This window comes from Alloprevotella sp. (assembly GCF_057240785.1).
In genome coordinates, this window is sequence record NZ_DBHHRH010000014.1 from 86,006 (window position 1) to 103,276 (window position 17,271).

The 17,271-nt window shown below is 52.0% G+C and carries 10 protein-coding genes; 7 read left to right on the plus strand and 3 right to left on the minus strand.

Features of this window, described 5'->3' with window-relative positions; all coding sequences use genetic code 11:
- From ACO4R2_RS03635 to ACO4R2_RS03655, 5 genes are all read left to right on the plus strand, one after another.
- Positions 1-690, plus strand: coding sequence for a succinate dehydrogenase/fumarate reductase cytochrome b subunit (locus ACO4R2_RS03635; protein ID WP_311490260.1), 690 nt, complete (start codon positions 1-3; stop codon positions 688-690).
- Between the two features lie 24 nt (positions 691-714).
- A complete protein-coding gene (locus ACO4R2_RS03640; protein ID WP_311490261.1) occupies positions 715-2,685 on the plus strand; it encodes a fumarate reductase/succinate dehydrogenase flavoprotein subunit in 1,971 nt (656 codons plus the stop codon).
- Positions 2,686-2,777: 92 nt separating this feature from the next.
- Positions 2,778-3,536, plus strand: coding sequence for a succinate dehydrogenase/fumarate reductase iron-sulfur subunit (locus tag ACO4R2_RS03645; RefSeq protein ID WP_311490262.1), 759 nt, complete (start codon positions 2,778-2,780; stop codon positions 3,534-3,536).
- Positions 3,537-3,811: 275 nt separating this feature from the next.
- Positions 3,812-5,923, plus strand: a complete 2,112-nt coding sequence (locus ACO4R2_RS03650; RefSeq protein WP_484769208.1) for an HD family phosphohydrolase — start codon at positions 3,812-3,814, stop codon at positions 5,921-5,923.
- Between the two features lie 28 nt (positions 5,924-5,951).
- Positions 5,952-7,169 carry a sialidase family protein gene (locus ACO4R2_RS03655; RefSeq protein ID WP_484769209.1) on the plus strand — a complete coding sequence of 406 codons (1,218 nt, stop codon included), beginning with the start codon at positions 5,952-5,954 and terminating at the stop codon, positions 7,167-7,169.
- 101 nt (positions 7,170-7,270) lie between these two features.
- On the opposite strand, the gene buk is transcribed toward ACO4R2_RS03655, so the two are convergent.
- From buk to ACO4R2_RS03670, 3 genes are read right to left on the minus strand one after another with little or no spacing between them, the layout of a single operon-like run.
- A complete protein-coding gene (gene buk, locus ACO4R2_RS03660) occupies positions 7,271-8,332 on the minus strand; it encodes a butyrate kinase (RefSeq protein WP_484769210.1) in 1,062 nt (353 codons plus the stop codon).
- Positions 8,333-8,381: 49 nt separating this feature from the next.
- The gene (locus tag ACO4R2_RS03665) at positions 8,382-9,305 is read right to left on the minus strand and encodes a phosphate acyltransferase (RefSeq protein WP_484769211.1); all 924 of its coding nucleotides are present in this window, start codon (positions 9,303-9,305) and stop codon (positions 8,382-8,384) included.
- Complete coding sequence (locus ACO4R2_RS03670; protein ID WP_484769212.1) at positions 9,277-9,798, minus strand: hypothetical protein; 522 nt, start codon at positions 9,796-9,798, stop codon at positions 9,277-9,279. Before ACO4R2_RS03670 ends, ACO4R2_RS03665 begins: the two co-directional genes overlap by 29 nt.
- Positions 9,799-10,080: 282 nt before the next feature.
- Here ACO4R2_RS03670 and ACO4R2_RS03675 point away from each other — a divergent pair, with 282 nt between their 5' ends.
- A complete protein-coding gene (locus ACO4R2_RS03675; protein WP_484769213.1) occupies positions 10,081-14,523 on the plus strand; it encodes a sialidase family protein in 4,443 nt (1,480 codons plus the stop codon).
- Between the two features lie 270 nt (positions 14,524-14,793).
- Complete coding sequence (typA, locus tag ACO4R2_RS03680; RefSeq protein WP_484769214.1) at positions 14,794-16,599, plus strand: translational GTPase TypA; 1,806 nt, start codon at positions 14,794-14,796, stop codon at positions 16,597-16,599.
- Positions 16,600-17,271: the final 672 nt, after the last annotated feature.

Genomic DNA, 17,271 nt, shown 5'->3' on the forward strand with positions numbered 1-17,271 from the left:
ATGTGGTTAACAACTTCATCCGTAGGACGGAAAGTTATCATGTCGGTAACCGGCATTGCTCTCGTTCTGTTCCTCACCTTCCATGCTTGCATGAATGTTGTGGCGCTTTTCTCCGGAGATGCTTACAACATGATTTGCGAGTTTCTTGGATCTAATTGGTATGCCGTTGCAGGAACGGTAGTTTTGGTGGGCCTCATCGCTCTCCATTTCATTTATGCCACTATCTTGACACTGCAGAATCTCAAAGCGCGCGGTAATAACCGCTATGCAGTGGTGGAGACTCCAGCAAAGGTGGAATGGGCCAGCCAGAACATGTTCGTGCTCGGTCTGATCGTATGCTTGGGTTTGTTCCTCCACTTGTTCAATTTCTGGGCAAACATGATGGGCGCAGAATTCTACAATGGCGGTATGGCTCTCGTGGGCGACTATGAAGCAACAGACGGCGCAGGTTTGATTCAGTTCACCTTCGGCAATCCCATCTATGCTGTGCTCTATCTCGTATGGCTCGCCGCGCTGTGGTTCCACCTCTCTCATGGTTTCTGGAGTGCTATCCAGACTCTCGGTGTGAACAACAAAGTGTGGTTCAACCGCTGGAAGCTCATCGGCAACGTTTATGTAACACTCGTTATGCTGATGTTTGCTGCCGTAGTTGTTTATTTTGCACTGGGCTGCAAACCCATCTGTGGCTAATTCTTATAACAAACGATTACAATTATGTCTGATAAATATATCGTTCCCGTAACGGAGAAGGTAATCGACTCAAAGATTCCCGAAGGTCCCGTTGCTGAAAAGTGGACTAATTTCAAGGCTCATCAGAAGCTCGTTAACCCGAAAAACAAACGTAAGCTCGATGTTATCGTCGTAGGTACAGGTCTGGCAGGTGCCAGTGCCGCTGCATCGCTCGGCGAAATGGGCTTCAAAGTGAAAAACTTCTGCATACAGGATTCTCCCCGCCGTGCGCACTCCATTGCAGCACAGGGAGGTATCAATGCAGCAAAGAACTATCAGAACGACGGCGACTCTGTTTACCGCTTGTTCTATGACACTGTGAAAGGTGGCGACTATCGCGCTCGCGAAGCTAATGTTTACCGTTTGGCTGAAGTAAGTGCAAGCATCATCGACCAATGTGTGGCACAGGGTGTTCCTTTCGCTCGCGAATACGGCGGCACACTGGCTAACCGCTCTTTTGGTGGTGTGCAGGTGAGCCGTACTTTCTACGCCAAAGGTCAGACCGGTCAGCAGCTCCTCTTGGGCGCATATTCCGCTCTGATGCGTCAGGTACACGAAGGCACTGTTGAGCTCTACACTCGCTATGAGATGCTCGACGTTGTGATGATTGACGGCCGCGCTCGCGGTATCATCGCTCGCAACCTCGTTACTGGTGCAATCGAACGCTTTGCCGCACACTGCGTTATCTTGGCAACGGGTGGTTATGGCAATGCTTATTTCCTTTCTACAAACGCTATGGGTTGCAACTGCTCTGCAGCTATCGCAGCCTACAAGCACGGCGCATATTTTGCCAACCCCGCTTACGTACAGATTCACCCAACGTGTATCCCCGTTCACGGCGACAAGCAGAGCAAACTTACGCTCATGTCCGAGTCGCTGCGTAATGACGGCCGCATCTGGGTACCGAAGTTCAAGGAAGACGTTGAGAAGCTCCGCAGCGGAGAACTCAAAGGCCGCGACATCCCTGAGGACCGCCGCGACTACTACCTCGAACGCCGTTATCCGGCTTTCGGTAACCTCGTTCCCCGTGACGTGGCTTCACGTGCAGCTAAAGAACGCTGCGATGCAGGCTTCGGCGTGAACGGTACAGGCCTTGCCGTATTCCTCGACTTCCAGCAAGCTATCGAAGACTTCGGTCGCGACGCCATCGAAGCACGCTACGGCAACCTCTTTGATATGTACGAAGAAATCACCGATGAGAACCCCTACGAGAATCCGATGATGATCTACCCCGCTATCCACTACACAATGGGTGGTCTGTGGGTTGACTATGAACTTCAGACAAACATTCCGGGTCTCTTCGCAGCTGGCGAGTGTAACTTCTCCGACCACGGTGCTAACCGCCTTGGTGCATCTGCCCTCATGCAGGGTCTGGCCGATGGTTACTTCGTTCTGCCGTATACTATTCAGAACTACCTCAGCGATCAAATCACTGTGGGCCGCTTCACAGGTAAAGAACCCGAATTTGAGAAGGCTGAAGCTAAGGTGAAAGCTCGTGTAGAGCGTATTCTTAATATCAATGGTAAGCGTTCTGTGGATAGCATCCATAAAGAGCTCGGACATATCATGTGGGAATACGTGGGTATGGCTCGTACGAAAGAAGGTTTGCAAACCGCTCTCGATAAGATGGCTGAGCTCAAGAAGGAGTTCGAGAAGAACGTCTTTGTTCCGCACATCGACGGCGTAAACATAGAGCTCGAAAAGGCTCTCCGCCTCGAGGACTTCTTCACTATGGGTCAGCTCGTTGCTATCGACGCTCTTAACCGCGAGGAATCTTGCGGTGGTCACTTCCGCGAGGAACACCAGACCGAAGAGGGCGAAGCTAAGCGCGACGACCAGGGCTGCTTCTACGTGAGCTGCTGGGAATACCAAGGCGAGGACGCTCTCCCCGTTAAGTATAAAGAGCCGCTCAAATACGAGGCTATCGAAGTTAAGACGAGAAACTATAAAGTCTAATTGATCAGTGACAAGACGAGGTGCGCTTGCACAAACGACTCTGTAGCTACACTCGTTACGATTCACTCGTCACTTAAAAAAGAAATTTCATTATGGCAAAGAATATATCTTTTAAACTAAGATACTGGAAGCAGAATGGTCCTAAGGATGCCGGCCACTTCGACGAGCGCGAAATGAAGGATATCCCCGATGATACCAGCTTCCTCGAAATGCTCGATATTCTCAACGAGCAGCTTGTTGCAGAAGGTCAAGAACCTTTCGTTTTCGACCACGACTGCCGCGAAGGTATTTGCGGTATGTGTTCACTTTACGTTAACGGTACGCCTCATGGCAAAACGGAGCGCGGAGCTACCACTTGTCAGCTCTATATGCGCCGTTTCCAGGAAGGCGAAACCATCACCGTTGAGCCTTGGCGCTCTGCTGCTTTCCCTGTTATCAAGGACTGCATGGTGGATCGCTCTGCTTTCGATAAGATCCAAGCAGCAGGCGGTTATATCAGCGTGCGCACAGGTGCTCCTCAGGATGCCAACGCCATCTTGATCGACAAGGACTCAGCCGACGAAGCAATGGACTGCGCTACTTGTATCGGTTGCGGCGCTTGTGTTGCTGCCTGCAAGAATGGTTCTGCAATGCTCTTCGTTAGCTCTAAGCTCAGCCAGTTTGCACTGCTGCCCCAAGGCCGCGTAGAAGCTGCTAAGCGCGCAAAGGCTATGGTTAGCAAGATGGACGAACTCGGTTTCGGTAACTGCACCAACACGCGTGCTTGTGAAGCCGTTTGTCCGAAGAATGAGACAGTGCTCAACATTGCACGCCTCAACCGTGAGTTTATCAAAGCTAAGCTTGCCGACTAATCCGATGTGATTCCGCCCACGCCCCACCACGCAGTGAGGCCGCGGGCGGTACTCCACAATATCTGGCTGCCACTCATAATTATATATATGAGTGGCAGCTTTTTTCATGGATAAATGCAGTTTTTATCGGTTTCTGCGCATGATGAGAAACTGTGGAAAGTGAGATTTGTGGATACATCCTTCTCCTCTTTTTCAGCAGATTGGGAGGCGCGTGGGGCTTTTTTGTTATTTGTTTTGGAAATTCGTATCTTTGCCTAAACAAATTTTTTAGAATCGTGAAGAAACTCTCTCTCATACTTTTTACGCTCGTCAGCGTCCTATTGCTCACATTGGCTGTTCCCCGTGAAGGCAAATTTGTCTTTGAGTACAAAGAGGGAACGCCTTGGAAATACGCGCCGCTGATTGCCGATTTTGAATTTCCCATTATCAAATCGGAGAAAGCCATTAAGATGGAGAAGGACAGCGTGTTGCAAAATTTTCAGCCCTTCTTCAATAAGTCCGTCGCAATAGGTCAGCAGCAGGTTAAAGCCTTTATCGCCGACTACAAAGCGCGCCGAATCCCAGTTCCAGAGAAGTACGCCAACTATGTGATAAAGCAGTTGGGACTCGTCTATAACACTGGCGTGATGTCGCCCTCGCAGATGTCCGATTTGGTGAGTCATCGCTATCAGAATGTGCATATCGTGGAAGGGCAAGATGCCGTCACGCAATCCACCAGTGCTATCTACACCACGCGCACCGCCTATGAAACCATCATGGGAGCCGACTCCGCGGGCTATCTCCATGACGTGTTGGCACTTTGCAATATCAACAACTATCTCACGCCCAACCTCACGTTCGACAAAGCCAAGACAGATGCGGCTCGAGAGGATGCGCTCAACTCCGTGATCACTTCCAGCGGAATGATTGTTGCGGGGCAGCGCGTGATAGATATGGGCGAAATCGTCACACCGCAGTTGAAACTCGTGCTAGACTCCTATATGCAAGAGAGTGCGCGCCTCAACACCACGGATAACAACCTCTGGAAACAGATGCCGGGGCAGGCACTCCTCATCTTCATCATTCTGAGTATCTTCCCTCTCTATCTCCTCACGTTTCAACCAAAGTATATTGGGAACGTTCGCACACTGGCCCTCTTCTATGTGCTGATCACGATTTTCCCGATTCTGTCCTATATCATGGTGCGTGAGCATTGGTTCAGCGTCTACCTTGTGCCCTATGCTATGGTGCCGCTCTTTGTCCGCGTTTTCTTTGATTCGCGCACGGCCACGATGGCCATGATCACCTCCTTGCTCCTGACGTCTATCGGTCTGACAGGTCCTTTCGAGTTTTTCATGATCGAAAGCATCGTTGGCTTCGTCACGGTCTACGCGTTGCGCGAGATGACCGAGCGCGCCCAGATTCTTCGCATCGCTTTGTTTGTTGTCGTTGTAGGTCTCCTTACGCAGTTTGCCTACGATATGGCCGCCAGCACGAATATTTCCGATTTGGATCATTCGCGCTATGTGTATCTCGCCGTGTCAGGTGTGGCCCTTCTCTTTGCTTACCCTGTTATGTATCTCATTGAGCGTATCTTTGGCTATACGTCGAGCGTGACGCTCATCGAATTGTCCAATATCAATCATCCACTACTCCGCCGAATGTCAAAGGAGGCACAAGGCACGTTCAACCACTCCATGCAGGTGGGAAACCTCGCAGCGGAGGTGGCCAACAAAATTGGGGCAAGTGCTCAACTCGTGCGTACGGGTGCTCTCTTCCATGATATTGGGAAAATGCTCAATCCGGCTTTCTTCACCGAAAACCAAAGTGGTGTCAATCCCCACGACTCGCTGACCGACCGCGATGATATGTCGAAGGAAGAGCAGTCGGCACAAATCATCATCAGCCATGTGACGCAGGGGCTGCAACTGGCAGAAAAAAATAACTTGCCTCAATCTATTCGCGATTTCATCTCGACCCATCATGGGCGCAGTAAGACGGGCTATTTCTACATACAATGGCAAAACAACCATCCAGGCGAAACGCCACGCGATGAGCTTTTCACCTATCCAGGCCCCAACCCCTTCACACGCGAACAAGCCATCCTCATGATGTGCGATGCCGTGGAAGCCTCCTCCCGCTCCCTCAAGGAATACACCGAAGAGGCTATTAGCGGCCTCGTCAATAAGATTATCGACGGACAAGTGCAGGCGGGCTATTTCCAAGAGTGTCCCATCACGTTCCGCGATATTCAGGATGCCAAACGCGTACTGATCGACAGCTTAAAAACCGTTTATCACACGCGCATTGCTTATCCCGAGCTCAACAAGGATAAGCAGAAAGCGCAAAGCAGTATTTGGCCCCACCTCTTGGGCGGAAATCGCTACTACCATCACAATAAGAATTAGTAATACATCTCTCTAACGCCTCTTCCGAATGAAGAAGTTCTTCCTCCTCTTTATTGCCCTCATCCTGGGCTTAGATCTGTCCGCACAGCGACAGGAGTTGTTCGTCACCACAGCCGATTCGGCTCATCCCTATCGTATTCCCGCCATCGCGCATCTCAAGGGGAAGCGCCTGCTCTCCGTGACCGACTATCGCCTCTGTGGCGCTGACATCGGTTTTGGTCGCGTTGATCTTCACGGGCGTTTATCACAGGATAACGGCCGTACATGGTCGCCGGAGTACTCCATTATTCGAGGTACGGGCGTGAAGCACGCCGCCGATTGTGGCTATGGCGATGCTGCCATCGTCTCCGCACCCAACGGTCGCGACATCCTGCTGCTCTGCGTTTGTGGCAATACCGTTTACGGCGCAGCCTCCACTACCCGACAGAATCCCAATCGTGTTGCCCGACTCTATAGTCACGACGGCGGACGCACTTGGTCTGCTCCCGACGACATCACGGAGGATATTTATTCTCTCTTCGACGAGAGCCAGATCGGCCCTATCCAAAGTCTTTTTATCACCTCCGGCCGCATCTGCCAGAGTCGCACGGTGAAGATAGGGAAGTACTACCGCCTCTATGCAGCCATCTGCGCTCGTCCCAATGGTAATCGCGTTGTTTATAGCGACGACTTTGGCCGTACATGGAAGCCACTGGGTAGCATCCACATCTCTCCAGCTCCCAAAGGCGACGAAGTGAAATGCGAAGAACTCCCTAATGGCGATGTAGCCCTCAGTTCCCGCACCTGGGGCGGCCGTTATTTCAATATTTTCCATTATCGCAACGCTCGCCTCGCTGAAGGCGAATGGGGTGAAGTGGCCTATTCCAGTGCCGCCAATCAAGGCGTTGATGCGCAGAAGAACAGTACGAACGGCGGCATCCTGATTGTTCCCGCTCGCCGCACTTCCGACAATCGCAAAACATGGGTTGCCCTTCAGTCTGTCCCTCTCGGTCCTGGCCGCAGCAATGTGGGCATCTACTACAAGGAGCTTCCCTCCGCCCAAGCCTATTCCTCTCCGGCCGTCCTCGCAGCCAACTGGTCCGGCCCTTATAAAGTGTCGTCAGTAGGTTCGGCCTATTCCGAATTGGAACGCCTCGGTAATGGTAAAATTGGAATCTTCTATGAGGAAACATCCCACAAAGCCGACTACACCCTTGTTTTCAATAGCTTCTCCCTAAGCGAAATCACCAACGGGCGTTTTCGCTAAACTCACACATACATACAAAACGGCGAGAGACATTGAGTCTCCCGCCGTTTTGTATATCTCAACTTGCGCCTTGTGGGTAAGTCCGTCAGCGCACACTAAGTTCACACATATTCTTTTGCTTCGCGTTTGCCACGCAGTACCGCCAGTGCGTTGCTCGCCAGTGCCAACATTTCGTCCTCACCAGGGTAGCAATACACCGGAGCCAAAAATTCGATGCGCTCCCGCAGGTGTTTCACAACATATTCCGAATGCGCCAACCCGCCCGTAAGGAGGATGGCATCTATCTTTCCGAAAAGCACCGCTCCCTCAGCCGCGATGTTCTTTGCCACGTGGTAAATCATCGCGTCCACAATCAGTTTCGCGTGTTCATCCCCCGCAGCGATGCGCTGCTCAATTTCTTTCATGTTGTTAGTGCCCAAGTGCGCCATCAGTCCAGCTTGTCCCGCGATGCGCTTTAGGAGTTCCTCCTGCGTAAACTTCCCGCTGAAGCACAGCCTTATGAGGTCGGCTGCTGGCAAACTACCTGCCCGTTCGGGTGAGAAAGGTCCTTCGCCATCCAGTGCGTTGTTGGCGTCCACGGCGCGCCCGTGGTCATGGGCCGCAATACTGATACCTCCACCCAGATGGCACACGATGAGGCGCAAGTCCTCATATTCTTTTCCCACCTCGTTGGCATAGCGGCGCGCGATAGCCCGCTGGTTGAGAGCGTGCCAAATGCACACACGCGGCATCAGCGGCGAACCGCTCACACGTGCCAGCGGCGAGAGTTCGTCCACCACGCCCGGATCGGCAATAAAGCTGCGGCAGTTGGGGATGTCCTTTGCCATTTCCCACGCAATGAGGCAACCCAAGTCGCAAGCGTGTTTGTGGAGCGCCTTGCGCGTGTCGGTCACCATTTTCTCATTCACCGCGTAGATTCCGCCCGCGACAGGTTTTGCCAATCCCCCTCGCGCAATGATGGCATCGAAGTTGAGCGACACCTCCATGGCGCGCAGTTCGTCGAGAATCAATTGCTTGCGAAATTCGTATTGATCGGTCAGTTCGGGATACTGCTCCAATTGCTCCGGCGAATGGTGGATGTTGCGAAGCAAAGCAGGTTTCTCATCGAGATATACGGCCACTTTCGTAGAGGTAGAGCCGGGGTTTATCACTAAAATCTTCACGTTTGTATCTTTTTTAGGTGTCGCTACGGCGCAATGCCGCACGGCGACGTCAATTATCGTTGTGGATGGATTTCACAGCCAGTGCCAGACTGTAGTATTTACTCTCTTTGCTGTCGCCGCGGCTGGTGAGCACCACGGGAGCATCACTACCTTGCAGCATGCAAGCCATATTGGCGTGGGCAAAGAGCGTAACGGCCTTGTAGAATGTGTTGCCCGCTTCTATGTCGGGGAAAACGAGCACGTCGGCCGCTCCGTTGATGGGCGAGTGCAGACCTTTGTGTTGGAGTGCTTCGAGCGAGCAACTGGTTTTCACATCGAGCGGACCGTCCACAATACATTGTCCGAAAGCCCCTGCTTGGGCTTCAGCGACAATCTGCGGATAGTCGGTCGTGAAAGGGAAAAATTTCTCGTTCACCTGCTCGGAGCAATGAATCAGTGAGACCCTCGGCGTGTCGATGCCGAAGGCGTGGCACACTCTCACAGCGTAGCGCACCTGTTCGCGGTGTTGCTCGGGCGTGGGGTATGGAATGACGGCAGCATCGGTAAAGAAAAGCAAGCGTGGGTAGTTGTCCAACTGCGCGCAAGCCAAATGTGTCAGCACGCGCCCCTTGGCAAGGATGCCGTGCTCTTTGTTCAACACGGCGTGGAGTAGGACATCGGTGTTGAGCAAACCTTTCATCAGCACCTGCGCCTCACCGCTGCGCACCAGTGCCACGGCTTTTTCTGCCGCCTCGCGGGCATCGCTGGCCGCCACGAAACGCACCTCGTTGGCCACAGCTGCGAAGTCGGGGTTTTGGCGCACTTCCTGTTCGCCCCCCACAAAGATAGCCGTCACAAAGCCCTCTCGCACCGCGCGCAACACGGCATACTGTGTTTCTGCATCAGTGGCACAGACCACTGCCACACTACAACGGCGTCCCTGCTGCTGCAAGTTCTCCGTCAGATCATTGAAATTCAAAATCTTTTCCACCATACAAATCCAGAGATTGATGTTTTGGGGTCAAATATACGGAAAGGCGTGGAATAATTGCACAAAAATGGGGGAAAGATGCAAAGATTTTCTTCCTTTTCTTTATGAGAAGAGAAAGTTCTTGGAGAATTCTGACCAGTCCGACCAGTCCGACAGGTCCGACCCGTCGGAGAACCAACAACAAGAGGCCCCCTCCAGCTCCCCCATGAGAGGGAGCTGGAGGGGCTTTCTTTAAGTCAAAAATCTTCTTACTTTTCCCCTCCCGTGAGTGGCTCAAAACGGCGCTCTCCTTCCTCTTCTCGCTTGCAAGAAGCCTCTTGCGCGTCGCCACAATAAGGCTGTTGGCCAACTCAATAAGGCTGCCAACTGATAGCCTTATTGTATCGGCCGACACAATAAGGAAACCGACGCACCGCTCAAGGACGTTTTTGTCCGCTTTTGGGCTGAAAATTGCCGAAAGAGGGCAGTTTTTGCAAGAAAAAGCCGTTTCGCTCAAAGTGTGAAGAGAAATTTTCGGACAGAATAGGGCGAAGCTTCGGTTTTTAGCGGCTGCTGGTGAACACAGCTTTGTAAAGTTTTAGGGAGGCTGAGAGGGGGAGAGCTCGGACGAGTCGGACTGGTCGGACGAGTCGGACTGGTCCGAGAATAGATTAGGTTGCTCGGAGGATTTCTTTAGTTTTCTTATTGCTATGTTTGGTTGTCAAAATGGAAAAATGTATCTTTGCGACCCTAAGTTTCAGAACAATTACAATTTAATCAATAAAACCAACATCTTTTTATGACTAAAATTAGACTATGTCTCTCGTTGCTGTTGCTGAGTGTGGCCGCGGCAGTGTGGGCAGTAGTACCACCGTTTCAGCCAACGACCTTGGCGAATGGTAAGCCCGTTGACGGCACACGGTGGTACACGATGACGATCCACAGCAATAAGTTTCAAGTGAGTCGCCAGGCTGCATCGGCCAATTATATCGGTCTGTCCAACCGTACCCTCAATTACGGCGGTCGCGACCTCTGGTGCTTCGTGGGCAATGCTACCAGTGGCTATCAGATTTATAATGCCGCTGGCGGAAAACTCGTGGCACCCACAGCGATGAAGGGCAACACTGGTGATCAGTCGTATGCTATTGTAAGTTCTGAAGTACCTGCGGGCTACACCGACCTGTGGAAGTTTGAACAGAGCGGCGACCTCACATCGACAACTACCACTCCCGTCTATATCGAACAGTTTGGCAATAGTAAAGCCCTCAACAACCGTGAGGGCAAGTTGGCTTTCTGGGATGGCGGAAAAGACCACGGTTCTACTTTCCTCATTGAGGAAACCGATATGAAGGTGCTCAACTTCGGTACAGCTTTTGGGCGTTGGACGGCTTCTAATGCGCAGAAAACTTACCACTCTCGTTGGACCAGCACGTCTACTGACCCCGGCTTCACGCTTTCTGCTCCGAAGAACGATATGTATCTGGTGAATGGCAAACCCCATCTCCACACCTCTACGTTCACTCTCACCGCAGCCCAGGATTGGGACATCACCGCCTATGGTATGACGTTCACGGGCTTCAGTGGTACTTCCTCCACGCGTGCGGCAGCTACGGTGACCCCCGCGGGAGCTACGGCTGTGTCCTGCACCGCCAGCAATAGCGCAGAAGTGCACTTGGCAGGTCTCACCTCCACTCCGACGTTCACCGTGAGCGCAGGTGCTATCGAACCCGCCGACTTCTACGTTGTACTTCACAAAGCCCTCAGTCGCCACCCCTTTGTGGCTACTACGATTGTGGGCAACAACTTTGCAGAAGGTACGCGCTGGTACACCCTCAAGTTTAAGAACACCACACAGGCAGCCGCTGCCGCCGATGGTAGCATTCAGTTAGCACCCGTTTCGATTGGTGCAACAACTACCAGTTTGCCCGCCCAGCCCGACAACCAACTCTGGTGCTTCGTGGGCAATGAGACACAGGGCTACACAATATATAATAAGGCGCTCGGCACTACGAAAGCTCTCGTTGCCACAGCTCCCGCCACAAACGGAGCTGAGGCGCGTGTGGAAGTGTTGGCCGGAAATACGAAGAGCCATACTTGGTGGTTCTCTTCCTCAACGAACCTGACTTCCGCCTATACGGAACCCGTCTATATGCAGTTGCAAAACGCCAACGGCTATGCGCTGAACTTGAACGAACAAACGCAAAAAATCTCTTTCTGGACTGGAGGCAAGGATGCCGGCTCTACGGTGCTCATCGAAGCCGCTTACAACACCCAACTCTCTTATGCGCTCGATGGCGACCACGGTACGTTCTATCGCGACGATAAGAAAACAACAGGGCAGAACTGGAACACCTATCTGATTTCTACACAGACCGATCCTGTTGTTACGCTGGCCAATGCGAGCAACAAGAACAACATCGGATTCAACAATGCGACGACGCCGAAGACGGTGAAATTGGCAAGCAGCAACTTCAAGGACTACACGCTCTCCGCCAGCGAGGGCTATGTTATCACTGGCTATTCTTTCACGTTTAAGGGCGAAAATGGTAGCGCAGCCGTGAAGGACGTTACCACCTCAAAGACCGCTACGGCCACTTCCGCAACGGCTGAAAACTTCAGTGTTACGGGCTTGAACTTGCAAACAGTTCCGTTCCAAGTCACCTCGGGTATGGCGCTCGTTCAGAACCTCCGCATCACAGTTGTCCCTGCTTCTGTTGAGGCCGATAAGCAACTGACAGCAACGAATGCTAAATACAAGACCGCTTTGGTCTTTGACAACACCAAGTCGGGCCCAGGTTATCGTATTCCCGCTTTAGGTCAGGCTACCGATGGTAAGCTCTTCGTGGCAGTAGACCTTCGCCGCACCGGTGCCGATATAGGTATGGGCAACGGCCATAATGATGTGATTCTGAAGACCAGTAGCGATGGCGGTCAAACTTGGGATGCTCATTTCCAGACCATTGCCGCTGGCGACCAGAGCCAACCCCATTCTTCAAAGAAATGGAACTACAGTTTCGGCGATCCTTCCATCGTTGTTGATCGCAACAATGCGCAGAACGTGCTCGTTATGTGTGTCGGCGGACATACCTCTTTCTTTGACGGACAATACAATGAACCGCAACACGTTGTACGTCTTCGCAGTACGAACGGCGGACAAACTTGGACGGCCGACTCGCTGACTTATCAAATCTATAATCTGACCAAGGACGGCGCAGGTGGTGTGACCAACTCTCTCTTCCTCACCAGTGGAAAGATCATGCAGAGCCGCTATATCAAGCAGGGCGATTACTACCGCCTTTATATTGCTTATCCCACCAATAATACGCGACAGAACGCCACCTTTGTGATTTACTCCGACGACTTTGGTGCGACGTGGAAACTCTTGGGTAGCAAAGCACAGTTGCCGAGTACGGGTGCCGATGAGTCGAAGGTGGAAGAACTTCCCGATGGTAGCGTTCTGGTGAGTGTTCGTAACCGTGGCTCTCTGAGTCGTGGTTTCAGCCTCTTCACTTATACCGACATCGCCAAAGGTGAAGGCAACTGGGATTTCCAGACCAATGCAACAGCGATGAATAACGCGGTGAACAATGTGAACGGCGAAATCCTCATCGTTCCAGCACGCCGCGTGAGCGACAATAAGCAGCTCTTTGTGGCATTGCAGAGTATCACGCTCTCCACCCGTCGTGAGAAAGTGGGTGTCTACTTCAAAGAATTGGCAACCTATTCCGACTACTCTACGGCTGCGGCTCTGGCCAATGGTTGGATAAAGGGAATGCAGGTGAGCAATATCGGCTCGTGCTACACGGGTATGGAGCTGCTCAACAATGGCACTATTGGTTACATCTACGAAGAAGATGCGCGTGGCGGTCTGGGCGGCTACAATATCTTGTTCAAACAAATCCCGCTGGAGGACTTGACCAACGGCCAGTATGTCCTTGACCGCACCAGTTCTCGTGCTCCCTATGTGAAGCAGGCAGCAGAAGCTCTCCGCGCTCGTATGACAACGATGCAGAGCAGCAATGGAAACTATGTGGGAATGGTGAAGCCCGAAAGCGTGGCTTCGCTCGCCACGAAGGTGAGTGCCGCAGAAACGGCAGCTACTACTGCTGAGGCAACGCCCAATGAAACCAACGCGTTTGCAGCTCAGCAGAAAATTGCTACAGCCTATGATGCGCTCTACAATAAAGTGGAGAAAATCGAACTGCAAGACGGTGGCTGGTATCGCCTCACAAACAAACTGAAGAGCACAGCGGCACTGGCCACTGATGGTACAAACTTGACGCAGGCTTCCACTACGGATGCTGCCACTAACCTCGACCTGCTGTTCCAGTTCCGCAAGACGGCCGATGGCGCATGGCTGGTGAAGAACGGCAACTACCAGGTGTTTGTGAAACCAACGCCTGCTGTCTACACCGCAGCCCCTGTGACCGCCAACGAAGCGGAGGCCGGAAAATATAAAGTGGTGTCGACAATCGAAGGTCTTAGCTACCTGCAGAGTTTGAACCCCACGGACGGTGGCAAACCGGCTATCCATGCCGACAACTCGGGCTCTATCGTGGCGTGGACTACCAGTTCGGACGCTTCGCTTTGGTACATCGAACCCGTGACTACTTGGACGCTCTCGTCCACTCGTCCCGATGGCGAAAACCAGGCTTATGCTACGGCTTATATGCCTTTTGCTTACACCCTGGAGGGAACGGACGCTGTGGCCAACCTCGTTACGCTGGCGGCTGATAATCGCACTGTAAAACTCGAGGCTTGCAACGGCACAGTGCCCGAAGGCACTGGCGTCTTGTTGCTCAACCACAATTTGGGACAACTGAACATGACGCTCAACATTGCTCCAACGGCTGCTCCGCTCGCGCAGGAAAATGCGCTGCAAGGTACTTACCTCCGCAAAGATATCTCGGCCAATGATTATGAGAAGTTCTACGTTCTCAGCATCCATCCCACAAAGAAAGTGGCAGGCTTCTACTATGTTCGCCCAACAGCCCCCGAAGCTACGGGCACAGCCACAAAGGCAACATTAGCTCCCAACAAGGCCTATCTCCCCGTATCGAACGCATCGGGCGTGCGTGAGTTCTTGCCCATCTCCTCAGACGAGACAACGGGCATCAGCAATGCCGCTATCTCCTCCGACCTCGCACCGCAGATCTTCGACCTCCAAGGCCGTCGCATCTCCCAGAAAGCCCTCCAAAAAGGCGGTGTGTATATCGTCAATGGTAAGAAAGTGGTGTTCTAAACTACTGAAATCATCTCTGGATAAGTAGGGCTTTTTAGCCTCCTAAATCTTATCCGCCCCCTCTCTAAAAAAGCGGTCAGCGCGTTCGTTGCGTTGGCCGCTTTTCTTGTTTTTTGCCGTCCCCTCACGGAGAGACGCCTGCTGCTCCTTCAAGCTTTTATGGGGTTGATTATTATTTCTTTCCAATAATAATTCGTACTTTTGCACCCCGAAAAGAAACGGCAGGCGAGAATAGTCCCGTAAAGCCGTAAATATCAGATAAAAGAAAATATGACAGACATTCGTAACATCGCCATCATTGCCCACGTTGACCACGGTAAAACAACGCTCGTGGACAAGATGCTGCTTGCCGGAAACCTCTTCCGCGAAAACCAGCCCACGGGTCAACTAATCCTCGATAATAATGAGTTGGAACGAGAGCGAGGTATCACCATTCTCTCCAAGAATGTCTCTATCAACTATAAAGGCACTAAAATAAATATTATTGATACTCCGGGCCACTCCGACTTTGGTGGAGAGGTGGAGCGCGTACTCAATATGGCCGACGGCTGTATCTTGCTCGTCGATGCCTTTGAAGGCCCGATGCCTCAAACGCGCTTCGTGCTCCAGAAAGCCTTGCAGATCGGACTGAAGCCTATCGTGGTGGTCAACAAAGTGGACAAACCCAACTGCCGCCCCGAAGAAGTGTACGAAATGGTATTCGACCTCATGTGCGACCTTGATGCTACTGAGGAACAGCTCAATTTCCCCGTTGTGTACGGTTCGGCCAAAAACAACTGGATGGGAGCTGACTGGCGCACGCCGACGGACAATATCAACTACCTGCTGGACGAGATTCTGAAAGAAATACCGGCTCCTCCCATGAATGAGGGAACGCCGCAGCTTTTGATCACAAGTCTCGACTACTCCAATTATACGGGACGTATCGCCGTGGGACGTGTTCACCGCGGCACGCTGCAGGACGGCATGAACGTTACGATTGTTCATCGCGACGGTTCACAAGAGAAAACAAAGATCAAAGAGCTCCACACTTTCGAGGGTATGGGACGCAAGCGCACCGAAGAAGTGCATTGCGGCGATATTTGTGCTATCGTTGGTTTGGAGAATTTCGAAATTGGAGATACCATCTGCGATTTCAACGAACCTGAAGCGCTCGAGCCCATCGCTATCGACGAACCCACCATGTCTATGTTGTTCACCATCAACGATAGTCCGTTCTTCGGTAAAGAAGGGAAATTCTGCACCAGTCGCCACATCAACGACCGTTTGCAACACGAATTGGAGAAAGACCTTGCTTTGCGCGTCAACCAAATCGACGCCGACAAATGGCTCGTTAGTGGGCGCGGAGTGCTCCATCTTTCTGTCCTCGTTGAGACCATGCGCCGCGAGGGCTACGAACTGCAGGTGGGTCAGCCACAGGTGATCTATAAAGAAATCGACGGTAAGCGTTGCGAACCGATTGAGGAACTGACCATCAATGTGCCCGAGGAATTCTGCTCTAAGATGATTGACATGGTGACCCGCCGCAAGGGCGAGATGACCAGTATGCAGAACCTGGGCGAGCGCGTGGATATAGAATTCAATATCCCCTCTCGAGGCATCATCGGCCTGCGTACCAATGTGCTTACAGCCAGTCAGGGCGAAGCCATCATGGCTCACCGCTTCAAGACCTATGAGCCGTTCAAGGGTGAGATTCAGCGCCGCACCAATGGCTCAATGATATCCATGGAAAGCGGTACGGTATTCGCCTACGCCCTTGACAAACTCCAGGATCGCGGCCGCTTCTTCATCAATCCGCAGGACGAAGTGTACGCAGGACAAATTGTGGGCGAGCACGTCCATGACAAAGACCTCGTTGTGAATGTAACAAAGGCCAAACAGCTCACCAATGTCCGTGCCTCCGGTACTGACGAGAAGGCGCGCATCATTCCGCCCATCGTGTTCAGTTTGGAAGAAGCACTTGAATATATTAAAGAAGACGAGTTTGTTGAAGTTACGCCGAAGTCGATGCGTATGCGCAAGATGATTCTCGACCACCTGGCACGCAAGCGCGCTAATAAGAGCGAAGAAGAGTAGAAGTTCGCCGCCAAGCTCTCCCTCCTTTTTCGAGTCAAGAGCGAACTTCGGCATTTCTACATATAACAATAACGGCGCTCCAGCCTATTTCTGGACCGCCTACAATCCTTATCCGCAATATCTTCCCATAGGCATTGCGGATTTTTTGTGAGCTATTGCAGATGAGAATAAGTTAGCACGGCAATAGCTATGATGTGAAGAGCGAAAAAATAGGGGAGGTGATCGCCACGTCATCACTATTTCTGAATAGATCTTAAGAAGATTCAGGAAATGAAGCTTTGGCGAATATTTTCTGAAGCTTTTTTCAAAAACTTCTTAGCGAGGAAGTGGAAAAGCAATAAAGCAAGCCGTCAATATCCTTATTGCGTTTGAGAATACAATAAGGCTGTCAGTTCACATCCTTATTGCGTCAGCCCACGCCCTTATTGTGCTTGAGAATAGAATAAGCTTCTCCACTTATACCCTTATTCTATCCGCCCACACCCTTATTGCATCTACCCTCCCCAGTGACATAGCGTTCTCACCCACTGTCCCCGGCGGGGACACACCATGCTTAACCGCGGGTGATGCCCGAAGGGCGAACCCGTGGACAGACAACATCACAACTCTCCGACGCCGGCGGCATCGCACAGCACCCACCGCTGTTCGTGCGAGCTTTCTCTCTCCACCTTT

Coding starts and splice junctions, on each gene's coding strand:
- ACO4R2_RS03635 (WP_311490260.1), top strand. CDS start 1: ATGTGGTTAACAACTTCATCCGTAGGACGGAAAGTTATCATGTCGGTA.
- ACO4R2_RS03640 (WP_311490261.1), top strand. CDS start 715: ATGTCTGATAAATATATCGTTCCCGTAACGGAGAAGGTAATCGACTCA.
- ACO4R2_RS03645 (WP_311490262.1), top strand. CDS start 2,778: ATGGCAAAGAATATATCTTTTAAACTAAGATACTGGAAGCAGAATGGT.
- ACO4R2_RS03655 (WP_484769209.1), top strand. CDS start 5,952: ATGAAGAAGTTCTTCCTCCTCTTTATTGCCCTCATCCTGGGCTTAGAT.
- ACO4R2_RS03665 (WP_484769211.1), bottom strand. CDS start 9,305: ATGGTGGAAAAGATTTTGAATTTCAATGATCTGACGGAGAACTTGCAG.
- ACO4R2_RS03675 (WP_484769213.1), top strand. CDS start 10,081: ATGACTAAAATTAGACTATGTCTCTCGTTGCTGTTGCTGAGTGTGGCC.
- typA (WP_484769214.1), top strand. CDS start 14,794: ATGACAGACATTCGTAACATCGCCATCATTGCCCACGTTGACCACGGT.